The sequence below is a fragment of the Asanoa ferruginea genome (assembly GCF_003387075.1).
Classification (GTDB): domain Bacteria; phylum Actinomycetota; class Actinomycetes; order Mycobacteriales; family Micromonosporaceae; genus Asanoa; species Asanoa ferruginea.
The window spans coordinates 3718098-3742472 of the sequence record NZ_QUMQ01000001.1; the positions used below are offsets into that span (position 1 = coordinate 3718098).

The following is a 24375-nucleotide window of genomic DNA, read 5'->3' on the forward strand; positions in this document are numbered from 1 at the left end:
AGATACCGGGACCCAAACTCCCACCCGCCCAAACGGGTCCGCTACTCGCGCTCAAAACCAGGTCTAGGTGTACTGCCCGGGGACGTTGGTTGTGTGACGAGATCGTGTGACGGGTCTTGATCGGCGAAGAACCTCCTGGCAGGTGTGGAGCTACCACAGCACACACCCAGCCAAGGAGGTCCTTCGGTGCTCCACGCTAATGCCGCGTTGACGCCGCGTCAGCGACTGCGTATGGCGCGTCTGATCGTTGATGAGAACTGGCCGGTGGCCCGGGCCGCGGAATGGTTCCAGGTGTCCTGGCCGACCGCGAAACGGTGGGCCGACCGCTACCGGCTGGCTGGCCCGGACGGCATGACCGACCGGTCCAGCCGGCCCCATTCCAGCCCGGCACGCACCCCGCAACCAACCGTCCGCAAAATCGTGCATCTGCGATGCAAACGCCGGCTCGGGCCGGTCGGGATCGCCGCGATCGTCGGTGTCGCGGCATCAACGGTCCACGCGGTGCTAGTCCGCTGCCGGATCAACCGGCTGAGCCTGCTGGACAGACGCACCGGCGAACCCGTGGTCCGCTATGAACGCGACCGACCCGGCGAGCTGGTCCACACCGATGTCAAGAAGCTGGGCAACATCCCGACCGGTGGCGGCTGGCGGACCGTCGGCCGGGTCCAGGGCCGCCGCAACAAGACCACCGACGGCGGCAAAGGCCGCAACCGACACCACAACGTGCTGATGGGCCACGCCTACGTCCACACCGCCATCGACGACCACACCCGCCTGGCCTACGCCGAAATCCACGACGACGAGACCGCCGACACCGCGATCGGCTTCTGGCGCCGCGCCGTGGCCTGGTTCGCCACCCGCGGCGTCACCATCGAACGGGTGCTGTCCGACAACGGTTCCTGCTACCGATCCCGCGCCTGGCGCCAGGCCTGCGCGCAACTCGGCGTCGCAACCAGGTACACCCGGCCCTACTGGCCACAAACCAACGGCAAAGCGGAACGGTTCAACCGCACCATGATCAACGAATGGGCGTTCGTGCGACCCTACCCATCCGAAGCCGCCCGCCGCGCCGCCCTACCCGCCTGGCTGCACACCTACAACCACCACCGCCCCCACACCGCCCTCGGAGGCCAGCCACCAATCACCCGGTTAACCAACCTCTCCGGGCAGTACATCTAGGCCCGCAACGCTCTGACAGTCGCGGAAGCTGCGTCGGCCAGTCGCCGAGCGGGCCGCGGTGTCGACCCAGCCCGGCGATCGCCTGGCGGGCATTGGCGTCCTCGACACACCGAGCGGTTGTCGCCTGCTGAGGCCAGCAGGTGATGGCCGTTGGCCGCGTGCCTGTGGACCTTGATGATCATCTGAACCGGTCATCCCTGCCCTGCCACCAGTAGCAATGGCGCGTCTACACCGACCACATCAAGCCGGGCACTCCGCGGCTTTGCCGGGGCCCGTAAAAGTTCGCCCCCATGACTCGAAAGGAGAACCCATGGCCGAAACGTCTGTGGACGCGGTAACGCGCGTTCCCATCGCCAAGGGAAATCCGTGGTTGACGCGAGCGATCAACAAACCAATGGGACGGCATCCGCCGACCCAATTAATTGCACCGTGGACGATGTCGAATCCGAATTGTCGACAAAACGTGCCCCGACGGGTACGTCGAATATCGACCAATCGGCATTAGAATTAGATTTTGACATCACTATTGTTGGCGGGGCAGATGGCAGGCGGTTAGCGGCCGAACAGGTCAACGCCATTCTGGAGGTTGTCGGTTGGTTCACTCGAAGGCCACCTCGGTCGACATGACTGAGAACAGCGAAGCGGATTCTGCCAAGCTCGCGACCTGGCTCCAGGCTCGTGTCGTCGACACTCCCGAACCGCGCCGGCTGCGGCTGGCCTGGATGGGAAGAACCTCGGACGATGAGGTCCAAGACCCGACAATTTCGCTACCCAGGCAGCTGCGCTCCTGCCACGTCGCGCTGGGCGACGACATGGAGATCAGGCTGCACTTCTGGGACGTGGAGACCTCACGCAAGGCTCTCGGCGCTCGGGGGAGTAGCTCTGCTTGGCGCAACTTCGACATCGACATCCCACGCGACGGCGGGATCGCCGACTTGCTTGCCGAGGCTCAGCGGCCCGACCGTAGGTTCGATGGGGTCATCTGCGAATCCATCGACCGCATCGCACGGCTGACCTACCAGAGCACGAAGATCGAACACGACCTCGAACAGCTTGGCATTCCGCTGATTGCCGCGGACGAGCCGGTTATGCGATCAGCGCGGACGGGCCGCATCGAGAAGAAGGCCGGCATGGTGCTGCTGCGCCGCGCCAAGCAAGGTGTCGCCGAGTGGTACGTGCTCGAAATGCTGGAGAAGTCCCGCAATGGCATCGAGATCCACACGGACCAGGGCTTTAACGTCGGCAAGCCGCCCTACGGTTACCGCGCCGAGCGAATCCGCCACCCGGTTCCTGCCAAACGAGCCGAGGGCAAGCACAAGACCAAGCTCACGCCCGATACCGTGCGCGGCCCGGTCGTCACGCGAATCTTCGAGATGCGCGCCAACGACGGTCTCTCCTACCGCATGATCGCCAGCAGGTTGAACGAGGACCTCACTGAGAACCCACCACCGGAGCCGGTTGACCCCACCCGAGCGCTGGGCCGATGGAGCCCGCCATCGGTGCGCGAGATCCTGCTCAACCCGAAGTACACCGGTCACATGGTCTGGAACCGCCGCGCCACCAAGGACAAGCAAAGTCCCGGCAAGTTGAACCCGCGTGACGAGTGGGTCATCTCCAGTCGCCCCGTACACGAGGCGCTCGTAGACGTCGAACTCTTCCTCGCCGCGCAGCCCACGCCACGGCGACGCGACAGGGCCCGTGCGGATCTTGGCGCGATGGCCCTCAACCCACATCGACAGACGAAAAGCGTCTACCGCCTTCGGTCCTACGTGTACTGCTCACCCTGCGGAACGCGCATGCACGGCAAACGCAACCACGCCGGCACCCCCTACAGCTACTGCCAGCCTCGGGGACGAGTCCGTCCGGACGGCCACCCCGCCACCGTATGGGTCAACGAGCGCAAACTCACCGATGTCGTGTCCCACTTCTTTAACACCCACGTTCTCGGACCCGACCGCGTCCAACTCGTCGCGGCAAGCCTGCCCGCGGCCGCAACACACGCCGCCGCAGCCCACCGCCAAGCGGAGATCGTCTTAGAACGACGGGTGGCCGAGCTCGAAAGGTCAGCCGACAACCTGCTTCGTGCCCTGGAGAGAAACGCTGACGCCGATGGCCACTTTTTCGCACGCATGAACCGCCGCGTCAAAGAGCTTGATCGGGAGATGGCAGAGGCGGCCAACGCCCTCGCCGCACACCGTGCGGCGGCGCCTGAACCGCCGACCAACGATGTCTCCCTGCTCGACCTGCTACCGCTGGTCGAGATCGATCTCAACGAGCTGGCGGCCGACCGCCTCCGCAGGTTCCTCGACGCCTTCCGGGTCGAGATCCACTACGACCACCGCAGCCGACGCGCAACACTCAAGGCCGAGATCAGCGGACAACTGATCGAGGAACTTACCCGGGTGGCGAACTGGGGACAGCCAACACCAGAACGCGGAAACGGGGAGGACTCACACGCTGGCGACACCGCAGCGCACAGTTTAAGGAAGTGCCCCCGGCAGGATTCGAACCTGCGCCCCCGCCTCCGGAGGGCGGTGCTCTATCCCCTGAGCTACGGGGGCTCAGCGACCGAGAAAGAGTACCAGGGATCCGACCGGCGGCGTTCGGTGGCACCCGGGAGGTGCCTTATCCGGGGTCCGAGCTGCGGCGGAAGCTGTCTCTTCAGTGGATGCGCCGGGTGTCGGCCGCCGAGAAGCATGTGTCGTCCGGGCAAATACGGAGGCTGGGGGATCATGCGTTGGCGGCCCGCGCTCGCACTCACCGCTGTGGCGGTGGTTGCTGCCCTGCTGGGCGGTGTGGGGCCTGCCTGGGCTGATCAACTGGCCCCTGGTGCCGGAGAACCGGCACCCGCGGCCCGGCACAACCCGATCATGGCGGCCGCGCCGATGCGGCCGGCGGAGGTGACCGCGGAGAGCGACAGCGCCCCAACGGCATCCCCGCCCAAGCCGGAACTCGCGCCAGCGCCGGCCGGCCCCGCGACGATCCGCGACGCGATCGTCAACGTCGCCGTGAACGGGGCGGTCGCGGGCGCCAACCGGTCAGCCGGCCGTCAGGCGGCCCTGCGCAGTGATGTGCTGCCGCCGACCGTTCTGCCTACCGCCACCGCGGTCGTGCCCAGCGGGGGATCGGGCACCGGCGGCGGAGACGGCGACACTGACCCCCAGGCCACCGGAATGGCCGTCGGCAGCGTCCTGTTGATCGGCGTTGGGCTGATCGCCGCGGGTGTCGCCCTCGTCGGACTGCGCAACCGCCGGGAGACCGCCGACCACGGACACTAACGCCGCTCGCAGCTCGGCATCGGGTGGATCACCACCCGGTGGATGAGCCGGCGCGGAAGCTGCCAGGTCGCCCAGGAGCCGTCCACGATGGCGTGTGCGGTGCGGTCGCGGGTCAGCCGGGTCAGGAAGGCGCGCGGTAGCGCCGCCAGCGGGCCGCCAGGGGCGATCATGAAGCTGATCCGGGTGCGGCCAGGCGGGCCGGCGACGGAAGTGACAACGTCGGCGGCAGGCGTGACGCCGCAGAGGCGGGTCCGCCCGACCCAGTGCACCTCCGCCCGGTGCGCGGCCGCCGTTTCCGCGATCGCCGGGTAGGCGCTGGTCATCCACTGCGCCACAGCGCCCGCGCACATCGGGCAGGCGCGGTCGACGGGGTCGCGGGCGACCGCGCCCCAGGCGGACAGCAACCGGTTCACCCGAGCGGGCGACAGGGTGGCCCCGGAAAGGCCAGAGGCCAGGGCGCCGACGGTACGGCGGGTCCAAAGGTCGCCCGGCAGGTCCAGATCGGCGGGGAAGCGGCCGCGGATCGTGTCTATCAGTGCGAGTTCTTGCGGGCGGGTGAGTGTGACCACCCGCCCGGCGCGTGGGCCGGCGGCCAGCGCGCCGTCACCACCGATGCGCTCGCGTCGGCACCAACTCAGCGCCGAGCTGCGCGGGTCGAGAAGTGCCCCCATGTTCGTTCAACGACGGTCACCACGGGGGGTAACGGACCAACTACGCTAAGCGCCGATCTTGGTGAGGATTTGCTGGATGAACTCGAGTTCGGCGCGCTGGTTGTTGGCCATCGCCTGGGCCAGCCAGGTGACGTCGCCCTCGTGGGAGACGGCCAGGATGCCGTCGACCATGTGGATGCCGCCCAGGTGATGTTGCTGCATCAGGTGCAGGAAGAGCTGGTCGAAGTCGGCGCCCGTGGCGTTGCGCAACCTCGTCATGTCTTCGGCGCTGGCCATGCCGGGCATGAGGCCGTTCTTCATGAGGCTGGCGCCGTCTTTCATCCAGCTCATCGGCGGCTTGTGCCCGGTCGGCTCGAGGTTCCACTCGCGCAGCCAGGTCTGCATCATGCCGATCTGGGCCTGCTGCGCCTGGACGATCTCGCCCGCCAGCAGGCGCAGGTCGGGCTGGGTGCTCTTGTTGAGCGCCAGCATCGACATCTCGACGGCCTGGGCGTGGTGGGTCGACATGTCGCGGGCGAAGCCCGCCTCGACCGAGTCGTCGCCGGGGTGGCTGCGCGAGTGCGCGAACCACCCCGCTCCGAAGACGGCTATGAGCACGAGCACGGCGGCGACGACCGCGGCCGCGATGGTCAGCGGACGCCGCCCCCGCGGAACAACCGGGTCGGACTCGACACCATTAACCACGGGATCGTCGTACGTCGTGCTCATTGATCACTGCCCTTGTGGCTGCTGGAGCTCCCGGGGGGTCGTCCCGGTCGCGGTCACGCCGCCCGAGCAGCCGACGCCGGGTTCCATCGTGGCGTTGGTCCGCAGCGCGCGGATGAAGTCGTCGATCCGCTTGTCGCTCGCGTTGTCGACCTTGAGCTGGTATCCCCAGGCCTGGAGCGAGATCGGCTTGTCGAGCCCCGGGAAGGGGCTCATCATCGTGAACTCCTGGCCCTGCACCTTGGATGCGAGCGCGTCGACCTGATCCTTGGGCAGGTCAGGCCGGTAGGTGACCCAGACCGCGCCGTGCTCGAGGCTGTGCACCGCGTTCTCGTTGGCGATCTGCGCGTCGTAGACGTCGCCCATGCAGTTCTGCCAGCTCACGTTGTGGTCACCGGCGACCGGGGGCGACTGCGGGTATTGGATCGAGCCGCTCTTGTGCGATCGGGTGTCGACGAGCTTGGGGTCGGACTTGCGGAAGTTGGCGATGCCGGGGATGCCGTCGGCCTTGTCCTGCCAGGTCTTGGGGCCGACCGTGACGGCGTAGACGCCGTACCCGATGATCGCCGCCGCGATGACACCCACGGCCGCGAACAGCGCGATCGGGCCCCAGCTGCGGCCCTGGCTGACCTTCACGGGGGTCACGGGCTTGCGCGGGCGGCCACCGCCACCCGGTCGGGCGCCACCGGTGGGTCGGCCACCGCCACCACCACCGGGGCGTGCGGACGGGGGTCGCCCCGCACCGGCCGTGGCCTTCTTGGCTGCGGGTGGCGCGGTCTGACGGCTCGAGTCGCCGGCCGGAGTGCTGATGCTCATGGTGCCTCGTCAGGTCGGTCGGTGATGGGGGGATGCATCATCGGGCGCGCAGGGTCGCCACCGAGTGACAGAGTCTACCCCCGCTAGCATGGATCAGTGACTCCCGCCAACCTCGCCGAGGTCGTGCTCGCCGCGGCCCGCACCGTGTTCTCCGCCCGCGGACTCGATCAGTCCACGCTGCCCGAGACGGTGACGGTCGAGCGACCCCGCAACCCCGAGCACGGCGACTATGCCGCCACGCTGGCACTTCAGCTCGCGAAGAAGATCGGTGTGCCGCCGCGCGAGCTCGCTGGGGAGATCGCCGAGCAGCTCGGCCGCGCGCCAGGTATCAAATCGGTAGAGATCGCTGGACCGGGCTTCCTCAACATCCGGCTCGACGCCGCGGCCGCCGGCCTGCTGGCCAGTGGGGTGGTCGAGGCAGGGGAGGCCTACGGGCACACTGACCGCTTCGCGGGCCAGCGGGTCAACCTGGAGTTCGTCTCGGCCAACCCGACCGGGCCGGTGCACATCGGCGGCGTCCGCTGGGCCGCCGTCGGCGACGCGCTGAGCCGGCTGCTCCGCGCGACCGGCGCCGAGGTGACCACCGAGTACTACTTCAACGACGCCGGCTCCCAGATCGACCGGTTCGCCCGGTCACTGCGGGCCGCCGCGCTGGGCGAGCCCACGCCGGAAGACGGCTACCGGGGCGCCTACATCGGCGAGATCGCCAGCACGGTCGCCGAGGTGCACCCCGACGCGCTGACCGCGCCAGAGCCGGAGAGCCTGGAGACGTTCCGGGTCGCCGGCGTCGCGATCATGTTCGACGAGATCAAGAGCTCGCTCGTCGACTTCGGCGTCAATTTCGACGTCTATTTCAACGAGAAGCAGTTGCACGACCAGGGCGAGCTCGACCTCGCGCTGGAGCGGCTGCGGGCACAGGGCCACGTCTTCGAGGCCGACGGCGCGGTCTGGCTGCGCACCACCGACTTCGGCGACGACAAGGACCGGGTGCTGCGCAAGTCCGACGGCGACTGGACCTACTTCGCCGGTGACTGCGCCTACTACCTCGACAAGCGCGCGCGGGGCTTCGACCGGGTGGTCATCATGCTCGGCGCCGACCACCACGGCTACGTCGGCCGGATGCGGGCGATGTCGGCGTGCTTCGGCGACGACCCCGACGCCAACCTGGAAATCCTCATCGGACAGTTGGTCAACCTGCTCGAAAACGGCGAGGCGCTGCGGATGTCGAAGCGCGCGGGCACCACGCTGACCCTCGAAGACCTGGTCGAGAAGATCGGCGTCGACGCCGCGCGCTACGCGCTGGCCCGGTTCTCCAGCGACTCACCGATCGACATCGACGTCGACCTGTGGACCCGGTCGACCCGCGACAACCCGGTCTACTACGTGCAATACGTGGCCGCGCGCACCGCGAGCGTGGCCCGCAACGCCGCCGAGGTCGGGCTGACCCGCGGCTCCGGCGATGCGTTCCACCCCGAGCTGCTCGACCACGAGAAGGAGCTCGACCTGCTCAAGTCGCTGGGTGACTACCCGGCGGTGGTCGCCACGGCGGCCGAGCTGCGCGAGCCCCACCGGGTGGCGCGCTACCTGGAAGACCTGGCCGGTGCCTACCACCGGTTCTATGACAACTGCCGGGTTCTGCCCCGGGGCGACGAGGAGATCACCGACACGCATCGCGCGCGGCTGTGGCTCAACGACGCCACCCGCACAGTGATCGCCAATGGGCTCGGCCTGCTCGGCGTGACCGCACCAGAACGGATGTAACAAGGAACATGAGGGCGCACGAAGCTGGCGCGCTGCACGGGGACTTCGGCCAGGGCCCTGCCTGGCTACGTACCCCCGATGATGTCAACGCGTTGGTTCCGCAACTGTGGCCGAGCGGCGTGACCCGCGACGAACGCGGCGCACTCGCCGTCGCGGGCCTCAGCGTCGAGCGGATCCGGGCCGAATACGGCACCCCTGCCTACGTACTCGATGAAGATGATCTTCGGTCTCGGGCTCGCGACTTCAAAGCCGCGTTCGCGGGGCACGACATCTACTACGCGGGCAAGGCGTTCCTGTGTCGGGCGGTGGTGCGCGCGATCGACGAGGAGGGCCTCTTCCTCGACGTGTGCACCGGCGGCGAGTTGGCCACCGCGCTCTCGGCCGGGATGCCGCCGGAGCGGATCGGCTTCCACGGCAACAACAAGTCGCTTTCCGAGCTGTCGCGGGCCGTCGACGCGGGTGTCGGCCGGATCATCGTCGACTCGTTCGACGAGATCGACCGGCTGACGGCGCTGGCGCGCGAGAAGAACATTCGCCAGGCTGTTCTGGTACGGGTGACCGTCGGCGTCGAGGCGCACACCCACGAGTTCATCGCCACCGCGCACGAGGACCAGAAGTTCGGCTTCTCGGTCGGCGGGGGAGCGGCGTTCAAGGCGGTCTGCAAGATCCTCGACGACGACGTGCTCGACCTGCGCGGGCTGCACTCGCACATCGGCTCCCAGATCTTCGACGCCAGCGGTTTCGAGGTCGCCGCGCGGCGGGTGCTCGCGCTGCAGGCGCAGATCCGCGACGCGCGCGGCGTCGAGTTGCCGGAGATCGACCTGGGCGGCGGCTTCGGCATCGCCTACACGACCCAGGACGACCCGTCGACGCCCGCCGATCTGGCCGACCGCATGCTCAAGATCGTCGACGACGAGTGCGCCGCGCTCGACCTGGCCACCCCCAAGCTGTCGATCGAGCCCGGCCGCGCCATCGTCGGCCCCGCGATGTTCACGCTCTACGAGGTCGGCACCGTCAAAGATGTCGATGGACTGCGGACCTACGTCAGCGTCGACGGGGGAATGAGCGACAACATCAGGACAGCGTTGTACGACGCTTCCTACTCCGCCACCGTCGCCGGGCGCGCATCGACCGCCGACCCGATCCTTGCCCGGGTGGTGGGAAAACATTGTGAGTCCGGGGACATCGTGGTGAAGGATGAATTCCTGCCCGCTGACGTGCAGCCCGGAGATCTTCTTGCCGTGCCCGGCACCGGCGCCTATTGCCGGAGCATGGCCAGCAACTACAACCACGTGCCCCGTCCCCCGGTGGTCGCCGTCCGCGGCGGCGAGGCACGGGTGATCGTCCGGCGGGAGACCGAAGCCGACCTCCTGGCATTGGATGTGGGATGAAGACTGTGTCGCTAAAGGCGCCTGGACCTTCGGTCGGCGCAGAGCAAACCGCGGATGGGGAAAAGGGGAGTGTCCGGATCGCCCTGCTCGGCTGCGGCACAGTTGGGACCGAGGTCGTGCGCCTGCTGCACGAGCAGGCCACCGACCTGACCGCGCGGGTCGGCGCGCAGCTGGAGATCGTCGGCATCGCGGTGCGGCGCCCCGGGCGCGACCGCGGCGACCTGCCGGTCGACCCGGCCCTGTTCACCACCGACGCGCTCGGCCTGGTCAAGCGCGAAGACGTCGACGTGGTGGTCGAGGTGGTCGGCGGCATCGAGCCGGCCCGCACCTGGCTGGTCGAGTCACTGCGCCGCGGCAAGAGCGTGGTCACCGCCAACAAGGCACTGCTGGCCGAAGACGGCGGCACACTGCACGACGCGGCCACGGAAGGCGCGGCAGACCTCTACTACGAGGCGGCCGTCGCGGGCGCGATCCCGCTGCTGCGCCCGCTGCGCGAGTCGTTGCAGGGCGACACGATCACCCGGGTGACCGGCATCGTCAACGGCACGACCAACTTCATCCTCTCGGCGATGGACGAGACGGGCGCCGGCTTCGAGGAGGCACTCGAAGAGGCGACCGCGCTGGGCTACGCCGAGGCCGACCCGACCGCCGACGTCGAGGGCTTCGACGCGGCGGCGAAGGCGTCGATCCTGGCTTCGCTGGCGTTCCACACCCGGGTCGGCGCGGCCGACGTCTACCGCGAGGGCATCACCGCGGTGAGCGCCCGCGACGTGGCCAGCGCCAAGCAGATGGGCTGCACGATCAAGCTCTTGTGCATCGCCACCCGCGCCCTCGACAACGAGGGCCGGCCGTCGGTGAGCGTGCGCGTCCACCCGGCGATGATCCCCCGCAGCCACCCCTTGGCCAGCGTCGGCGACGCGTTCAACGCGGTGTTCGTCGAGGCCGAGGCGGCCGGGCAACTGATGTTCTACGGCCGCGGTGCCGGCGGCGCGCCGACGGCGAGCGCGGTGCTCGGCGACCTGGTGGCGGTGGCCCGCAACCACCTGGCCGGCACGCGGGCGGCCAGCGAATCGTCCTACGCGGCGCTGCCCATCCGCCCGATGGGCGAGGCGGTCACCCGCTACCACGTGAGCCTCGACGTGGCCGACCGCGCCGGCGTGCTCGCCACGGTGGCCGGCATCTTCGCCAAGCACGACGTCTCGATCGCGACCGTCCGCCAGTCGGGCCGGGGCGATGACGCCGTCCTGGTGATCGTCACGCACGGCGCACCTGATGCCGCCCTGGCCGCGACGGTCGAGGAGCTGCGAGGCCTGGAGTTCGTCCGGGCCATCGCCAGCGTCCTGAGGGTTGAGGGCTCGGTCTAACTCAGCCCGCCGCCCGCGCGAGCGGTCGGTCCCGCTTCGACTCGGCGCGGACGCGAGCGGTCGGTCCCGCTTCGACTCGGCGCGGACGCGAGCGGTCGGTCCCGGTTCGACTCGGCGCGGACGTCGGCGGGTTGTCCTGGCTCGTCCCGGCGCGGACGCTGGCGGGTGGTTCCGGCCCGGCCCGGCGTGGACGCGGGTGGTTGATCCTGGCGCGGCGGAGATGCGGTTGGGTGGGTTCCGGCTTAGCTCGGCGTGAACGCGGGTGGGCGGTCCTGGCGCGACGCGGCGCAGATGCTGTTGGGTCGTTCCGCCTTAACTCGGCATGGACGCCGGGTGGGTGGTCCTGGCGCGGGGCGGCGCAGGCGGTTTGGGTGGTTCGGCCTTAACTCGGCGTGAACGCGGGTGGGCGGTCCTGGCGCGACGCGGCGCAGATGCGGTTGGGTCGTTCCGCCTTAACTCGGCATGGACGCCGGGTGGGTGGTCCTGGCGCGGGGCGGCGCAGGCGGTTTGGGTGGTTCGGCCTTAACTCGGCGTGGACGCCGGTGGGTAATCCCAGCTCGACCCGGCGCGGGCGCCAGGGGGTGGCTCCGGATGGACCCGGTGCGGGCGCCAGTGGGTGGATCCGGCTCGGCGGGGACGCTGGCGGGGCCGTCCTGCCTCGAGCCGGCGACATTGCCGGCCCTGCCTTGACGACCGCCGGGCGTGTCGTGGTCGACACGCCGGTCTCGCCGCTCACTTCCGCAGATCTAGGTAAAAAACTGTTGCTATAGCTACATCTATTTTCCTAGATCTCCCCGCGCGGCGGGAAGCCCGCGTGACGGGGCGGCGTGTCGGGGTCGACGCGCCGTTCTGTTGAGCGGAGGAAGGTCTCGCCGATGGCTTGAACGCGGTCGCGCAGTTCGGCGGGCTCCAGGATCTCGAAATCGGCGCCGAGACCAGCGACCACCTTGATCGGGTCGTCCAGCTGGTGGACGTCCATCCGCAGGCGGCAGCTCTGCTCGTCGAGCGCCTCTACCGTTCCCCAGCGCCCGACCGCCGCCGTCACCACGTCGGCCGCCGCCCGCACCACCACCTCCACCCGGTAGCGGGTCGGGACCCCGCCGACGCGGGCGCGGACGAAAGCCGCCGGATCACCGCCGGGCAGGTCGCGGAGCCGGAACCGGGCCCCCGTCGGGACCGGGTCGGTCAGCCGGTCCAGCCGAAACGTGCGCCAGTCGTGGCGGTCCAGGTCCCAAGCCACCAGATACCAGCGTCGGCCCAGGGTGACCAGCGTGTGCGGTTCGACGAGCCGCGAAGCGTCACCGTAGGAGAACCGCACGCGCTCGGCATCCCGGGCCGCCAGCGCGATCGTGGTCAGCGCGACCGCGTCGACCGGATCCCCGCCCGCGAGCGCCGGCACGGTGTGGGCCTGGAGAGCATCGACCCGTTGTCGCAACCGGGGCGGCAGCACTTGCACGATCTTGGCAAGCGCCCGGACCGCCGTGTCCTCGATGCCCGCCACCACGCCGCCGGCCGCGGACCGTAGGCCGATCACGATGGCCACCGCCTCGTCGTCGTCGACCAGCAGTGGGGGCAGCACCGCGCCCGGCCGGAGTTGGTAGCCGCCGGCCACGCCGCGGCTGCCGGTGACCGGATAGCCCAGCTCGCGCAACCGGTCGACGTCGCGCCGCAGGGTTCGTGGGCTGACCGCCAACCTGGCCGCCAGTTCGTCGCCCGGCCAGTAGCGGTGCGTTTGCAACAGCGAGAGCAGCTGAAGGGATCGGGTGCTCGTGTTGGCCATATGAGCTCCAATTGAGGTCAGGAACTGGCCGCAAAGCACCATAGCGTCCGAGCCATGAACACAGAGATCCGGCTGGCCCGGCACCTGAGCGGCGAACTGACCACCGAGCACTTCGACGTCGTCGAAAACCAGGAGATGCCCGACGGCGAGGTGCTCGTGAAGATCGACTACGTCGGCCTGGCGGTCGCCTACCTCGAGATGATGCGGGCCGACTCGCGCCTGCCGATCCCGCCCTGGCAGCCGGGACAGCGGGTCGGCCTCGCCGGAGTGGGCACCGTGGTCCGCTCGGACAGCCCGGCGCTGAAGACCGGCGACCTGGTCATGACGATGGCGGGCTGGTCCGAGTACGCCGCCGGCCCGGCCGCCGCCTTTCCCCGCCTCGATCGGGAGCTGAGCCCGGTCCACCACCTCGGCCAGGGCACCACGGCCTACTACGGGATGGTCGACATCGCCGAGGTCGGGCCCGGCGACGTCGTGTTCGTGTCCGGCGCCGCCGGCGGGGTCGGCTCGCTGGCCGGTCAGATAGCGCGCTGCAAGAACGCCGCCACCGTGATCGGCAGCGCGGGCAGCCCGGCGAAGGTCGACTACCTGGTGCGGGAACTCGGCTTCGACGCGGCCTTCGACTATCACGACGGGCCGCCGGCCGACCGGCTCCGCGCCCTCGCCCCGGACGGCATCACCGTGTTCTTCGACAACGTCGGCGGCGAACAGTTCGACGCCGCGGTCGCCAATGCCAGGCCCGGCGCCCGGTTCGCGCTGTGTGGTTCGCTCGCCACCCAGATCGGTGGCCAGCCCGAGCCCGACCTGACCGCGGCCACCGCCAAGGGGATCGCGGTGCGGCCGTTCGCCACCCACCACACCCCGGACCAGATCGCGGCGTGGCAGACGCACTTCGCGAAGTGGCACGCGGAAGGCCGGTTCACCTTCCCGCACACCATCGTGGACGGCGGGCTCAAAGCCGTGCCGGCAGCGCTCGTCGATCTGCTCGCCGGTGCCTACCGGGGCAACGTCGCCGTGCGGCTCTGACGTCCGAAAAGCGGACTGTCCCGAGCCATGGAACGGGACGGTCCGCTTGCGGAGATCACTAAGCGTGTGCCTACGCTGGCCACAACGCAGGCCAGAGCCAGGGAGATCGCCATGTGGCGGGGACTGATCGATGCCTACCGGGACCGGTTGCCGGTCACCGACGCCACGCCGGTCATCACGCTGCACGAGGGCAACACGCCACTGCTGCCGGCCCCGGTGCTGTCCTCGCGGACCGGTGCCGAGGTGTTCCTCAAGGTCGAAGGGGCCAACCCGACCGGCTCGTTCAAGGACCGCGGGATGACCGTGGCCGTCTCCAAGGCGGTCGAGGCCGGCAACAAGGCGATCATCTGCGCCTCGACGGGCAACACCAGCGCTTCCGCGGCGGCGTACGCTGCCCGCGCCGGGCTGACCTGCGCCGTGCTCGTGCCACAGGGCAAGATCGCGCTCGGCAAGCTGGCCCAGGCGCTGGTGCACGGCGCCAAGCTGCTCCAGGTCAGCGGCAACTTCGACGACTGCCTCGGGCTCGCCTCCAAGCTGGCGGTGGAATACCCGGTCGCGCTGGTCAACTCGGTCAACGTCGACCGGCTGCACGGCCAGAAGACGGCCGCGTTCGAGATCGTCGAAGCGCTCGGCGACGCACCGGAGATCCACTGCCTGCCGGTCGGCAACGCCGGCAACATCGCCGCCTACTGGATGGGCTACGGCGAAGACGCGGCGGCCGGGCGGGCCACCCGTACCCCCAGGATGTTTGGTTTTCAGGCTTCTGGCGCCGCGCCGATCGTGACCGGCAGTGTGGTCCGCGAGCCGTCGACGATCGCCACCGCGATCCGGATCGGCAACCCGGCGAGCTGGACCAAGGCGGTCGACGCGCGTGACGAGTCGGGCGGGCGGATCGACGCGGTGACCGACCGGGAGATCCTGGCCGCCTACCGGATGCTGGCCCGCGAGGTCGGCGTGTTCGTCGAGCTGGGCAGCGCGGCCAGTGTCGCCGGGCTGTTGCAGAGCGCCGCCGCCGGGCTGATCCCGCGCGGCGCGACGGTGGTCTGCACCGTCACCGGGCATGGCCTCAAAGACCCCGAGTGGGCTATTTCCACCGCACCGTCGCCCATCACCATCCGAAACGACGTGTTGGTCGCAGCCCGCGCGTTGGATCTCGCCTGAGCCCAACGCGGCCGAGGCGGCAATAACCCTCGCACCCCGCGCGGAAGGCGCGAAGACGGCTACGCCAAAATCTTCCGCATGTCGCTACTCGCCCGGCTCAGTCTGGCCAACCGGGGTCTCGTCGCGCTGATCGCGGTCGTCATCACGCTGTTCGGCGTCTTCACCCTGCCCCAGCTCAAGCAGCAGCTCCTGCCCTCGCTGGAGTTTCCGGGCGCGTTCATCATCGCGACCTACCCGGGTGCGTCGCCCGACGTGGTCGAGCGGCAGGTCACCGAGCCGCTGGAAAACAGCATCCAGGGCATCGACGGGCTCGACAAGGTCAACTCGACCAGCCGCGAGGGTTCGGCGACCGTCCAGGTCTCCTACGAGTTCGGCACCGACCTCGACAACGCCGTCAACCAGATGCAGACGGCGATCAACCGGATCCGACCGCAGCTCCCCGACAACGTCGATCCGACGGTGTTCGCGGGCAGCACCGACGACCTGCCGGTGCTGGTGCTCGCCGCGACGATCCGCGACGACGAGCGCGCGCTGGCCGACCGGCTGCGCACCCAGGTCGTGCCCGAGCTCGAGGGCATCGACGGCGTGCGCACCGTCAACGTCTCCGGCGCCCGTGACCAGATCGTGAAGATCACCCCCAACCCGGCGAAGCTGGCCGCGGCGAAGGTGAATCCGGCGTCGATCCCGGCCGCGCTCCAGGCCAACGGCGTCACCGTCCCGGCGGGCTCGATCACCGACGCCGGCAAGACCTACGCGGTGCAGACCGGCAGCCAGATCGACTCGCTCGACAAGCTCAAGGGCATCTACCTGACCGCCGCGCCGGGCACCCCGCCGACGAAGCTGGGCGACGTCAGTGACGTGGTCGAAGACCTGGCGCCGGCGACCTCGTTCACCCGCACCAACGGCACCGCGAGCCTGGGCATCGAGATCTTCGGAACGCCCGACAGCAACGCCGTCGAGATCTCCCACCAGGTCAACGACAAGCTCGCCGGCCTCGGCAGCACGGTCAACTCCGACCTGACCGTCGTGTTCGACCAGGCGCCGTTCGTCGAGTCGTCGATCGACAGCCTGACCACCGAGGGTCTGCTCGGCCTCCTGATGGCCGTGATCGTGATCCTGGTCTTCCTGCTCTCGGTGCGCTCGACCCTGGTCACCGCGGTCTCGATCCCGCTGTCGGTGCTGGTCGCGCTGATCGTGCTCTACCTGGGCGACTATTCGCTCAACCTGCTCACGCTCGGCGCGCTGACGATCGCGGTGGGCCGGGTGGTCGACGACTCGATCGTCGTGCTGGAAAACATCAAACGACATCTCGGGTACGGCGAAAACAAACGAACCGCGATCCTCACCGGTGTACGCGAGGTCGCCGGCGCCGTGACCGCGTCGACGCTGACCACCGTCGCGGTGTTCGCGCCGATCGCGCTCGTCGGCGGCTTCGTCGGCCAGCTCTTCGCGCCGTTCGCCATCACCGTCACGGTCGCCCTGCTCGCGTCGCTGCTGGTCTCGCTGACCGTCATCCCGGTGCTGGCCTACTGGTTCCTGCGCCCGGCCGGCACCGGCGCCGACGAGGAGCGGGTGCGCGCCGAGGCCGAGGCCAAGGAGCGCGACAACCGGCTCCAGAAGGCCTACCTGCCGGTGATCCGGTTCGCGACGGCCCGCCGCTGGACCACGGTGGGCATCGGCCTGCTGGTGCTGATCGGCACGTTCGCGCTCGGCACCCGGCTGGAGACCAACTTCCTCGACGACAGCGGCGGCAACACGCTGGCGATCCAGCAGGAGCTCCCGGTCGGCAGCGGCCTCGCGCAGACCGACCAGGCCGCCGGTCAGGTCGAGGCGATCCTGAAGCGCGCCGAAGGCGTCGAGTCCTACCAGGTCAGTGCCGGCGGCTCGGGGCTGCCGTGGGAGGGCGCGGCCGGCGGCCGCACCGCCAGCTACTCGGTGACGCTGCGCGATGGCGTCGAGTCCAAAGACGTCGAAGCGACCCTGCGCGACGAGTTCGGCAAGCTGAGCAACGCCGGCGAGTTCACCTTCGGCCAGGGCGGCGGATCGTCGGCCAACCAGCTCGCGGTCGTCGTCCGGGCCGCCGACCAGGAGGCCCTGGCGGCCGCGGCCGAGCAGGTGCGGGCCGCCATGGCCGACACGCCCGACGTCGCCGACGTGCAGAGCGGGCTCGCCGACAGCTCGACCCGGTTCGACATCACGCTGGACCGGTCGGTCGCCGCGGCCTACGGGCTGACCGACCAGTCGGTGGGCCAGGTCGTCGCCGCCGCGATGCGCGGCGCGCCGCTCGGCCAGGTCACCGTCGACGGGCAGCGGGTCGACGTGGTGCTCCAGACCGGCACGCCGCCGGCCACCGTCGAGGAGCTGCGGGCGCTGCCGCTCGGCCCGATGAAGTGGAACGGGCCGCTGACGCTTGGCCAGGTCGCACAGGTGGAGACGGTCGAGGGCCCGCTGGCGATCGATCGGATCGACGGCGATCGCAGCGTCACCGTGACCGGCACGGCGACCGGCTCCAACCTCGGTGCCACGACGACCGCGCTGAAGGAGAAGCTCGCGGGGCTGACCCTGAAGGACGGCGCCACCTGGGAGGTCGGTGGCGTCAGCGCCGACCAGGCCGACGCGTTCCGCAAGCTGATCATGGCGGTGCTCGCGGCCATCGCGATCGTCTTCGTGATCATGGTGGCCACCTTCCGGAGCCTGGTGCAGCCGCTGATCCTGCTGGTCTCGGTGCCGTTCGCGGCGACCGGCGCGATCGGCCTGCTGCTGCTCACCGGCACCCCACTAGGCGTGCCGGCGCTGATCGGCATGCTGATGCTGGTCGGCATCGTGGTCACCAACGCGATCGTGCTGATGGATCTGATCAACCAATACCGCGAGCAGGGCATGAGCGTGCGCGACGCGGTGGTCGAGGGTGGCCGGCGCCGGCTGCGGCCGATCCTGATGACCGCGGTGGCGACGATCTTCGCGCTGCTCCCGATGGCGCTCGGCCTGACCGGCGAGGGTGGGTTCATCTCGCAGCCGCTGGCCGTGGTCGTGATCGGCGGCCTGATCACCTCGACGCTGCTGACGCTGGTGCTGGTGCCGACGCTCTACACGATGGTCGAGGGCACCAAGGAGCGGTTCCGGCTCCGCCGGGCCGGCGTGGCCGCGGGCCCGAACCCGTCGTCCAACGGGCACAAGACCTTCGACGACGTCGCGCCCAACCAGGTCGCGACGCCGGCCGGCTCGCCCTTGCAGCGCACCGCCGACCCGGACCCGAGCCGGCCGTCGGCGGCGCTGCTGGAGGGCACCGACCAGTTCGAGGTGTTGCGGCTGCCGCGCAACCGGCCGCGCCCGCCCAGCGAGGACTGAGCACAGAGGGGAGTCGGGGGTAACGTCTGGCGGTGCCCCCGCTCCTTGCCCTGCTGTTGCGCAACCCTGACTTCCGCCGGCTGTTCGTCGCCGAGTTGGTGGTCTTCGGCTCCGACTGGTTCGTCATGGTGCCGTTGCTGGTGCTCCTGCCGGAGCTGACCGGCAGCGGCACCTGGGGCGCGTTCGTGCTCGCCGCCGACACCGGGGTGACCGCGCTGGTGCTGCCCTACGCCGGCACGGTCGCCGACCGGCTCGACCGCAAGAAGGTCATGGTCACCGCCAACCTGGCCTGCCTCGCCGTGCTGTTGCTCCTGCTGCTCGTGCGTACCCCCGGCACCGCCTGGCTGGCGATCGTCGTGGTCGGCGGGATGGCCGTGGCGAAGGGCTTCTACTCGCCGGCCGCCTCGGCGTCGCTGCCCAATGTGGTCGCGGCGAGCGAGTTGGGCCTGGCGACCACGCTGGCCGGCGCGGCCTGGGGCACGATGGCGGTGCTCGGCGCCTCCCTTGGCGGGATCCTGAGTGCGGTGCTCAGCCCCTACGCCTGCTTCTGGATCGCGGCGGCCGCCCTGGCCGGCGCCGCGGTGCTGGCCGGGCGGATCCGCAAGCCGTTGCAGGCACCGCGGGACGCGGCGGAGCCGGCGGTCCGGGCGTTCGCGGCGATCGGCGAGGCGCTGACCTACATCTCCGGGCGGCCGACCGTGCGGGCCCTGGTCACGGTCAAGTCGGCGGTCGGCCTGGGCAACGGGGTGCTGACCGTCTTTCCGCTGCTCGCCGCCGTCTACGGGGTCGGCCCGATCGGCGCCGGCCTGCTCTTCGCGGTGCGCGGGCTGGGCGCGCTGGTCGGCCCGTTCGCGCTGCGGCCGCTGCTGACCCGGCGTGCGCTGCTGCTGCCGGGACTGGCGCTGTCGATGTCGACCTACGGGCTGGCGTACCTCGGCGTCTCGGTCCTGACCTGGTTCCCGCTGGTCCTGGTCCTGGTGTTCCTGGCGCACTTCGCGGCCGGCAGCAACTGGACGATGTCCAACTACGCGCTTCAGACCGAGGTGCCGGACCGGTTGCGCGGCCGGGTGTTCGCCACCGACCTGATGCTGGCGACGCTGGCGATCTCGGTCAGCCAACTCGGCGTGGCCGCCGTCGTCGACACCCTCGACGAGCGGGTCATCCTGGCCGGTTGCGGCGCGGTCACGCTGCTCTACGCGGTGGGCTGGTGGCTGCTGACCCGGCGGCTTTCGCTCACGAGCGCTCCCGCGCTATCGTAGTGATATCACTTTGATAGTGCGGAGGCATGCGATGGAAAAGCGGGCGTTCCGGCTACCTGGATTCCTGGCCCTGTTGCTGGTGGTCGTGCTGGCCGCCGTCGCGGTGGCGCTCGGCGTCGCGCTGCCCGGCCCGGCGACGGCCGCCGTCGCCATCGTCCTGGGCGTCGTCGTGGTCTTCGGTGCCACCGGGTTCGTCGTGGTCAACCCCAACGACGCGCAGGTCGTGCAGTTCTTCGGCCGCTATGTGGGCTCGATCCGGGAGGCCGGGTTCCACTGGACCTGGCCGCTGACCGGGCGGCGCCGGATCACGCTGCGGGTGCGCAACTTCGAGACCGCGAAACTCAAGGTCTCCGATGCCGACGGCAACCCCGTCGAGATCGCGGCCGTGGTGGTCTGGCGGGTGGTCGACTCGGCCAACGCGGCCTTCGGCGTCGACGACTACCTGCGTTATGTGGCGGTGCAGGCCGAGGCCGCCGTGCGGCACATGGCGACCACCTATCCCTACGAGGCACACGACACCGGCGCGACCAGCCTGCGCGACAGCGCGGTGGTCAGCGAGCAGCTCACCGCTGAGCTGGCCGAGCGGTTCACGCTGGCCGGCGTCGAGGTGCTCGAGTCGCGGGTGACCCACCTGGCCTACGCGCCGGAGATCGCCCAGGCGATGCTGGCCCGGCAGCAGGCCTCGGCTATCGTCGCCGCCCGGTTCAAGATCGTGGAGGGCGCGGTCGGCATGGTGTCCAGCGCGCTTGAGAAGCTCCGAGAGCAACAGGTCGTCGACCTCGACGAGGAGCGCAAGGCGCAGATGGTGGCCAACCTGCTGGTCGTGCTCTGCGGTGACCGGTCGGTGTCGCCGGTGGTCAACGCCGGAACGCTCTACTGACCGCATGGCCGAGCGTAAGAAGCTGCTGCTGCGGCTCGATCCACACGTCTACGACGCGCTGGCCCGGTGGGCGGCCGACGACCTGCGCAGCGTGAACGCCCAGATCGAATACGCGCTGCGCCAGGCGCTGCGGGCGGCCGGCCGGCCGATCCGCGCGGCGCCCGACGCCGAGCCCGAGTTCCGCTCTGTGGACGATTCCTGACCCGCCAGATCTTGTCGGTAGGTGCCTCTAGAGTGCGGGGCATGGGTGTGACGTTCGTCGACGGGGCGGTGCGGGTGCGGGTGCCGGCGACCAGCGCCAACCTCGGTCCGGGCTTCGACGCGCTCGGTCTGGCCCTTGCCCTCCACGACGACGTCGCGGCCTGGGTCACTGACCGGGGTTGGCAGGTCGACGTGGCCGGTGAGGGCGCCGGTGAGTTGCCGACCGGCGCCGACCACCTGGTGGCGCGCGCGATGGCCGCGACGTTCGATCGGCTCGGCGGGCATCCGCCCGGCGTGGCCGTCGAATGCGTCAACCGCATCCCACAGGCCCGCGGGCTCGGCTCGTCGTCGGCGGCGGTCGTGGCCGGGGTGCAACTCGCCCGCGCGCTGGTCCGTGACGGCACCACGATCCTCGACGACGCGGCCGCGCTCGCCCTGGCCGCCGAGCTCGAGGGCCATCCCGACAATGTGGCGCCGTGCCTGCTCGGCGGGTTCGTGATCGCGTGGTCCGACGAGCGGTCCGGTGGCTTCCGGGCGGTGCGGCTGGAGCCGTCGCCGCAGATCCGGCCGACCGTGTTCATTCCCGCCGACCGCGGGCTGACCGCCGAGGCCCGGGCGGTGTTGCCGACGACCGTGCCACACCAGGACGCGGCCTTCGCGGCCGGTCGTGCGGCACTGCTCGTTCACGCCCTCACCGCAGCGCCTGACCTGCTGTTTCCGGCCACCGAAGACCGGCTGCACCAGGGCTATCGAGCACCCGGGATGCCGGCGGCCGCGGCGCTCGTCGATGAGCTGCGTGGTCGAGGTGTGGCCGCGGTGGTCAGTGGGGCCGGGCCGACTGTTCTCGCCCTGACCACACCACCCGACGACGTCAAGATGGGAATAGATTGGCAGCAGGTCGAGTTGGCGATAGACGTAGTCGGCGCCAGGATTGGTTCAGGTAGACTCGGACACGCCGAGCGGGCCCCTGTTGCCGCAGGTCGGAAGAGTTGATTACGCTCTAGACCTAGCACAGCCGCGAAGCATGCGATCTGCGGGGCGGCGCATCCCCGAAGCTATCGACGGTCGATCCGTCAATCTCCTGCCTCGGCTTACGCCGCACCACATGCCACGCACCGCGATGAGTTGGCGTGCGAAAACCCGTGACGTGTCAAGCGAGGCGGGTTGCACCGAGGCCGCCCGGCCACCTGATCTACCCAACCCGGGCAGCCCCGGCCTATCGAGGGAAGGAATCCATTGAGCGACACCACCGACGTGACGTCGGATGTCACCAACGTCGCTGACGACGCCACGACCACCGGCACCCGACGCCGGCGGGGCAGCGGGCTGTCTGCGATGCTCCTGCCGGAGCTCCAGAGCCTGGCCGCGTCCCTCGGCATTTCCGGCACCGCCCGGATGCGCAAGGGCGAGCTGATCACCGCTATCTCCGAGCGGCAGAACGGCGGGGCGACGACCGGCAGCACCCCTCGGCCGCGTGCCGAGTCCGAGAAGACCGCCGCGCCCGAGGGCGCGCCGGCGGGCTCGTCCGCACCGGCGTCGGCGGGTGTGGCCGCCACGTCGGCTCCGACAGTGGCTGCCGCGCAGACCGCCAGTGCGCCATCCGCCGTCGCGACCATTGACGAAGCTGCTGCCCCCGTTGCCGAGGGTGGCCAGCGCACCCGGCGCAGCCGCGCGACGGCTGCTTCGGCTTCCGCCTCGGCTCCGCCCGAGCCGCGGGTCGACGAGCGCGACGACCGGGACTCCCGGGGCGATCGTGAGCGTGGCACTGGTGACTCGCGGGGCAATGGTGACTCGCGGGGCAGCGGTGGCACGGGTGACTCCCGGAGCGATCGGGACACCCGCGACCGTGGTGACCGCCACGAGCGCGGCGAGCGCACCGATGAGCGGTCCAGCCGCAACGACCGGGGCGACCGCGCTGAGCGCGGCGACCGCGGTGACCGCGGCACCGACCGGGCCGAGCGGTCCGACCGCAACGAGCGTGGGTCGAGCAACGAGCGTGGCCAGCGCGACGGCCGCCGGGGCGAGAGCCAGGGCGACAGCCGCCGCGACGACAGCCGACGCGACAGCGGCCACCCCGACGCACAGCGCGACGGGGCCAACCGTGACCTCGACGGCGACGACGACGGTGAGGGCGGTGGCCGGCGGAGCCGGCGCAGCCGCTTCCGCGACCGGCGTCGGGGCCGGGGCGACCGTCCGGAGGGCGGCGAGACGCGTGAGGGCGGCCGCGAAGGCGGTCGTGAGACGCGTGAGCCCCAGGTCAGCGACGACGACGTGCTCGTGCCCGTCGCCGGCATCGTCGACGTGCTCGACAACTACGCGTTCGTCCGCACCACCGGCTACCTGTCCGGCCCCAACGACGTCTACGTCTCGATGTCCCAGGTCAAGAAATACGGCCTGCGACGCGGCGACGCCGTCACCGGTGCCGTCCGGGCGGCCCGCGAGGGCGAGCAGCGGCGCGACAAATACAACCCGCTGGTCCGGCTCGACACGGTCAACGGCATGGACCCGGAGGAGGCCAAGCGCCGCCCCGAGTTCTACAAGCTGACCCCGCTCTACCCGCAGGAGCGCCTGCGGCTGGAGACCGAGCCGCACATCCTGACGACCCGCGTGATCGACCTGATCATGCCGATCGGCAAGGGCCAGCGCGCGCTGATCGTCTCGCCGCCGAAGGCCGGTAAGACGATGATCCAGCAGGCGGTCGCCAACGCGATCACCCGCAACCACCCCGAAGTGCACCTCATGGTCGTGCTCATCGACGAGCGCCCCGAAGAGGTCACCGACATGCAGCGTTCGGTCAAGGGCGAGGTCATCTCGTCCACGTTCGACCGGCCGCCGCAAGACCACACCACGGTCGCCGAGCTCGCCATCGAGCGGGCCAAGCGGCTGGTTGAGCTCGGTCACGACGTGGTCGTGCTGCTCGACTCGATCACCCGCCTCGGCCGCGCCTACAACCTGGCGGCCCCGGCGAGCGGCCGGATCCTCTCCGGCGGCATCGACTCGACGGCGCTCTACCCGCCGAAGCGCTTCCTCGGCGCGGCCCGCAACATCGAAAACGGCGGGTCGCTGACCATCATCGCCAACGCGCTGGTGGAGACCGGTTCCATGATGGACACGGTCATCTTCGAGGAGTTCAAGGGCACCGGCAACGCCGAGCTCAAGCTGGACCGGAAGATCGCCGACAAGCGGGTGTTCCCCGCTATCGATATCCACCCGTCCAGCACGCGCAAGGAGGAGATCCTGCTCGCGCCCGACGAGCTGGCGATCACGCACAAGCTCCGCAAGGTGCTGCACTCGCTCGAGTCGCAGGCCGCGCTCGATCTCCTGCTCGACCGGCTCAAGCAGAGCCGCACCAACATCGAGTTCCTGCGCCAGATCGCCAAGTCAACCCCGGGGGAGTGACCCCGGTCGCGACCACGCGACACCGAAACCGGCCCCACCTTTCCCAGGGTGGGGCCGGTTTCATGTTTCCGCAGCCCAGCACCTGTCTCATGGGTGGGGCACCCGGTCGCACAAGGTGTCCGATCCATGAGTGACCCCAGGTGAAACTCTGCTCAC

General features: G+C 70.0%; 17 protein-coding genes, 1 tRNA gene and 1 pseudogene. 14 read left to right on the top strand and 5 right to left on the bottom strand.

The features are described from left to right. Nucleotides 1-186: 186 nt before the first annotated feature. Together DFJ67_RS17490 and DFJ67_RS44715 are read left to right on the top strand one after the other, a co-directional pair. On the top strand, nt 187-1179 hold the full coding sequence (locus DFJ67_RS17490) for an IS481 family transposase (RefSeq protein WP_116068957.1): 993 nt from the start codon (nt 187-189) through the stop codon (nt 1177-1179). Between the two features lie 812 nt (nt 1180-1991). Continuing rightward, nucleotides 1992-2789: pseudogene (locus tag DFJ67_RS44715) on the top strand (recombinase family protein); the annotation flags it as partial. A gap of 879 nt (nt 2790-3668) precedes the next feature. Here the strand turns inward: DFJ67_RS44715 and DFJ67_RS17505 are convergent. Then, a tRNA-Arg gene (locus DFJ67_RS17505) sits at nt 3669-3740 on the bottom strand. Nucleotides 3741-3911: 171 nt separating this feature from the next. On the opposite strand from DFJ67_RS17505, the gene DFJ67_RS42765 reads away from it, so the two are divergent. Further along, a complete protein-coding gene (locus DFJ67_RS42765; RefSeq protein ID WP_170215693.1) occupies nt 3912-4457 on the top strand; it encodes a hypothetical protein in 546 nt (181 codons plus the stop codon). Here the strand turns inward: DFJ67_RS42765 and DFJ67_RS17515 are convergent. From DFJ67_RS17515 to DFJ67_RS17525, 3 genes are read right to left on the bottom strand one after another with little or no spacing between them, the layout of a single operon-like run. Then, on the bottom strand, nt 4454-5128 hold the full coding sequence (locus DFJ67_RS17515) for a COG3415 family protein (RefSeq protein WP_116068960.1): 675 nt from the start codon (nt 5126-5128) through the stop codon (nt 4454-4456). The genes DFJ67_RS42765 and DFJ67_RS17515 overlap by 4 nt on opposite strands. 45 nt (nt 5129-5173) lie before the next feature. Next, the gene (locus DFJ67_RS17520) at nt 5174-5836 is read right to left on the bottom strand and encodes a DUF305 domain-containing protein (RefSeq protein WP_116068961.1); all 663 of its coding nucleotides are present in this window, start codon (nt 5834-5836) and stop codon (nt 5174-5176) included. Between the two features lie 3 nt (nt 5837-5839). Then, nucleotides 5840-6649 carry a thioredoxin-like domain-containing protein gene (locus DFJ67_RS17525; RefSeq protein ID WP_116068962.1) on the bottom strand — a complete coding sequence of 270 codons (810 nt, stop codon included), beginning with the start codon at nt 6647-6649 and terminating at the stop codon, nt 5840-5842. 96 nt (nt 6650-6745) lie between these two features. On the opposite strand from DFJ67_RS17525, the gene argS reads away from it, so the two are divergent. From argS to DFJ67_RS17540, 3 genes are all read left to right on the top strand, one after another. Next, entirely contained in the window at nt 6746-8410 is a 1665-nt protein-coding gene (gene argS / locus DFJ67_RS17530) for an arginine--tRNA ligase (RefSeq protein ID WP_116068963.1), read from the top strand. Between the two features lie 8 nt (nt 8411-8418). After that, the gene (lysA, locus tag DFJ67_RS17535) at nt 8419-9801 is read left to right on the top strand and encodes a diaminopimelate decarboxylase (protein WP_116068964.1); all 1383 of its coding nucleotides are present in this window, start codon (nt 8419-8421) and stop codon (nt 9799-9801) included. A gap of 77 nt (nt 9802-9878) precedes the next feature. Continuing rightward, the gene (locus DFJ67_RS17540; protein ID WP_239097168.1) at nt 9879-11165 is read left to right on the top strand and encodes a homoserine dehydrogenase; all 1287 of its coding nucleotides are present in this window, start codon (nt 9879-9881) and stop codon (nt 11163-11165) included. Between the two features lie 784 nt (nt 11166-11949). On the opposite strand, the gene DFJ67_RS17545 is transcribed toward DFJ67_RS17540, so the two are convergent. Continuing rightward, on the bottom strand, nt 11950-12945 hold the full coding sequence (locus tag DFJ67_RS17545; RefSeq protein ID WP_116068966.1) for a helix-turn-helix transcriptional regulator: 996 nt from the start codon (nt 12943-12945) through the stop codon (nt 11950-11952). 54 nt (nt 12946-12999) lie between these two features. On the opposite strand from DFJ67_RS17545, the gene DFJ67_RS17550 reads away from it, so the two are divergent. From DFJ67_RS17550 to rho, 8 genes are all read left to right on the top strand, one after another. Continuing rightward, nucleotides 13000-13971 (top strand): MDR family NADP-dependent oxidoreductase, encoded by a 972-nt coding sequence (locus DFJ67_RS17550; RefSeq protein WP_116068967.1) that lies wholly within the window; start codon nt 13000-13002, stop codon nt 13969-13971. A 111-nt stretch (nt 13972-14082) separates the two neighbouring features. Next, nucleotides 14083-15132, top strand: coding sequence for a threonine synthase (thrC, locus tag DFJ67_RS17555; protein WP_116068968.1), 1050 nt, complete (start codon nt 14083-14085; stop codon nt 15130-15132). 78 nt (nt 15133-15210) lie between these two features. After that, nucleotides 15211-18480 (top strand): efflux RND transporter permease subunit, encoded by a 3270-nt coding sequence (locus tag DFJ67_RS17560; RefSeq protein WP_116068969.1) that lies wholly within the window; start codon nt 15211-15213, stop codon nt 18478-18480. Nucleotides 18481-18512: 32 nt separating this feature from the next. Continuing rightward, on the top strand, nt 18513-19739 hold the full coding sequence (locus DFJ67_RS17565; RefSeq protein ID WP_116068970.1) for an MFS transporter: 1227 nt from the start codon (nt 18513-18515) through the stop codon (nt 19737-19739). 31 nt (nt 19740-19770) lie between these two features. Continuing rightward, nucleotides 19771-20619, top strand: a complete 849-nt coding sequence (locus DFJ67_RS17570; protein WP_116068971.1) for an SPFH domain-containing protein — start codon at nt 19771-19773, stop codon at nt 20617-20619. A 4-nt stretch (nt 20620-20623) separates the two neighbouring features. Beyond that, complete coding sequence (locus tag DFJ67_RS17575) at nt 20624-20821, top strand: type II toxin-antitoxin system antitoxin (protein WP_116068972.1); 198 nt, start codon at nt 20624-20626, stop codon at nt 20819-20821. Between the two features lie 41 nt (nt 20822-20862). After that, nucleotides 20863-21813, top strand: coding sequence for a homoserine kinase (gene thrB, locus DFJ67_RS17580; RefSeq protein ID WP_116068973.1), 951 nt, complete (start codon nt 20863-20865; stop codon nt 21811-21813). Nucleotides 21814-22056: 243 nt separating this feature from the next. Beyond that, entirely contained in the window at nt 22057-24219 is a 2163-nt protein-coding gene (gene rho, locus DFJ67_RS17585) for a transcription termination factor Rho (RefSeq protein ID WP_116068974.1), read from the top strand. The last annotated feature ends 156 nt before the right edge of the window (nt 24220-24375 follow it).

Excerpts from the sequence above, each read along its gene's own strand:
- DFJ67_RS17545 (WP_116068966.1), bottom strand. The coding sequence starts at position 12,945 with ATGGCCAACACGAGCACCCGATCCCTTCAGCTGCTCTCGCTGTTGCAA.
- DFJ67_RS17525 (WP_116068962.1), bottom strand. The coding sequence starts at position 6,649 with ATGAGCATCAGCACTCCGGCCGGCGACTCGAGCCGTCAGACCGCGCCA.
- thrB (WP_116068973.1), top strand. The coding sequence starts at position 20,863 with ATGGGTGTGACGTTCGTCGACGGGGCGGTGCGGGTGCGGGTGCCGGCG.
- DFJ67_RS17560 (WP_116068969.1), top strand. The coding sequence starts at position 15,211 with ATGTCGCTACTCGCCCGGCTCAGTCTGGCCAACCGGGGTCTCGTCGCG.
- lysA (WP_116068964.1), top strand. The coding sequence starts at position 8,419 with ATGAGGGCGCACGAAGCTGGCGCGCTGCACGGGGACTTCGGCCAGGGC.
- DFJ67_RS17515 (WP_116068960.1), bottom strand. The coding sequence starts at position 5,128 with ATGGGGGCACTTCTCGACCCGCGCAGCTCGGCGCTGAGTTGGTGCCGA.
- DFJ67_RS17575 (WP_116068972.1), top strand. The coding sequence starts at position 20,624 with ATGGCCGAGCGTAAGAAGCTGCTGCTGCGGCTCGATCCACACGTCTAC.
- DFJ67_RS17550 (WP_116068967.1), top strand. The coding sequence starts at position 13,000 with ATGAACACAGAGATCCGGCTGGCCCGGCACCTGAGCGGCGAACTGACC.
- DFJ67_RS42765 (WP_170215693.1), top strand. The coding sequence starts at position 3,912 with ATGCGTTGGCGGCCCGCGCTCGCACTCACCGCTGTGGCGGTGGTTGCT.
- thrC (WP_116068968.1), top strand. The coding sequence starts at position 14,083 with ATGTGGCGGGGACTGATCGATGCCTACCGGGACCGGTTGCCGGTCACC.
- DFJ67_RS17520 (WP_116068961.1), bottom strand. The coding sequence starts at position 5,836 with ATGAGCACGACGTACGACGATCCCGTGGTTAATGGTGTCGAGTCCGAC.
- DFJ67_RS17570 (WP_116068971.1), top strand. The coding sequence starts at position 19,771 with ATGGAAAAGCGGGCGTTCCGGCTACCTGGATTCCTGGCCCTGTTGCTG.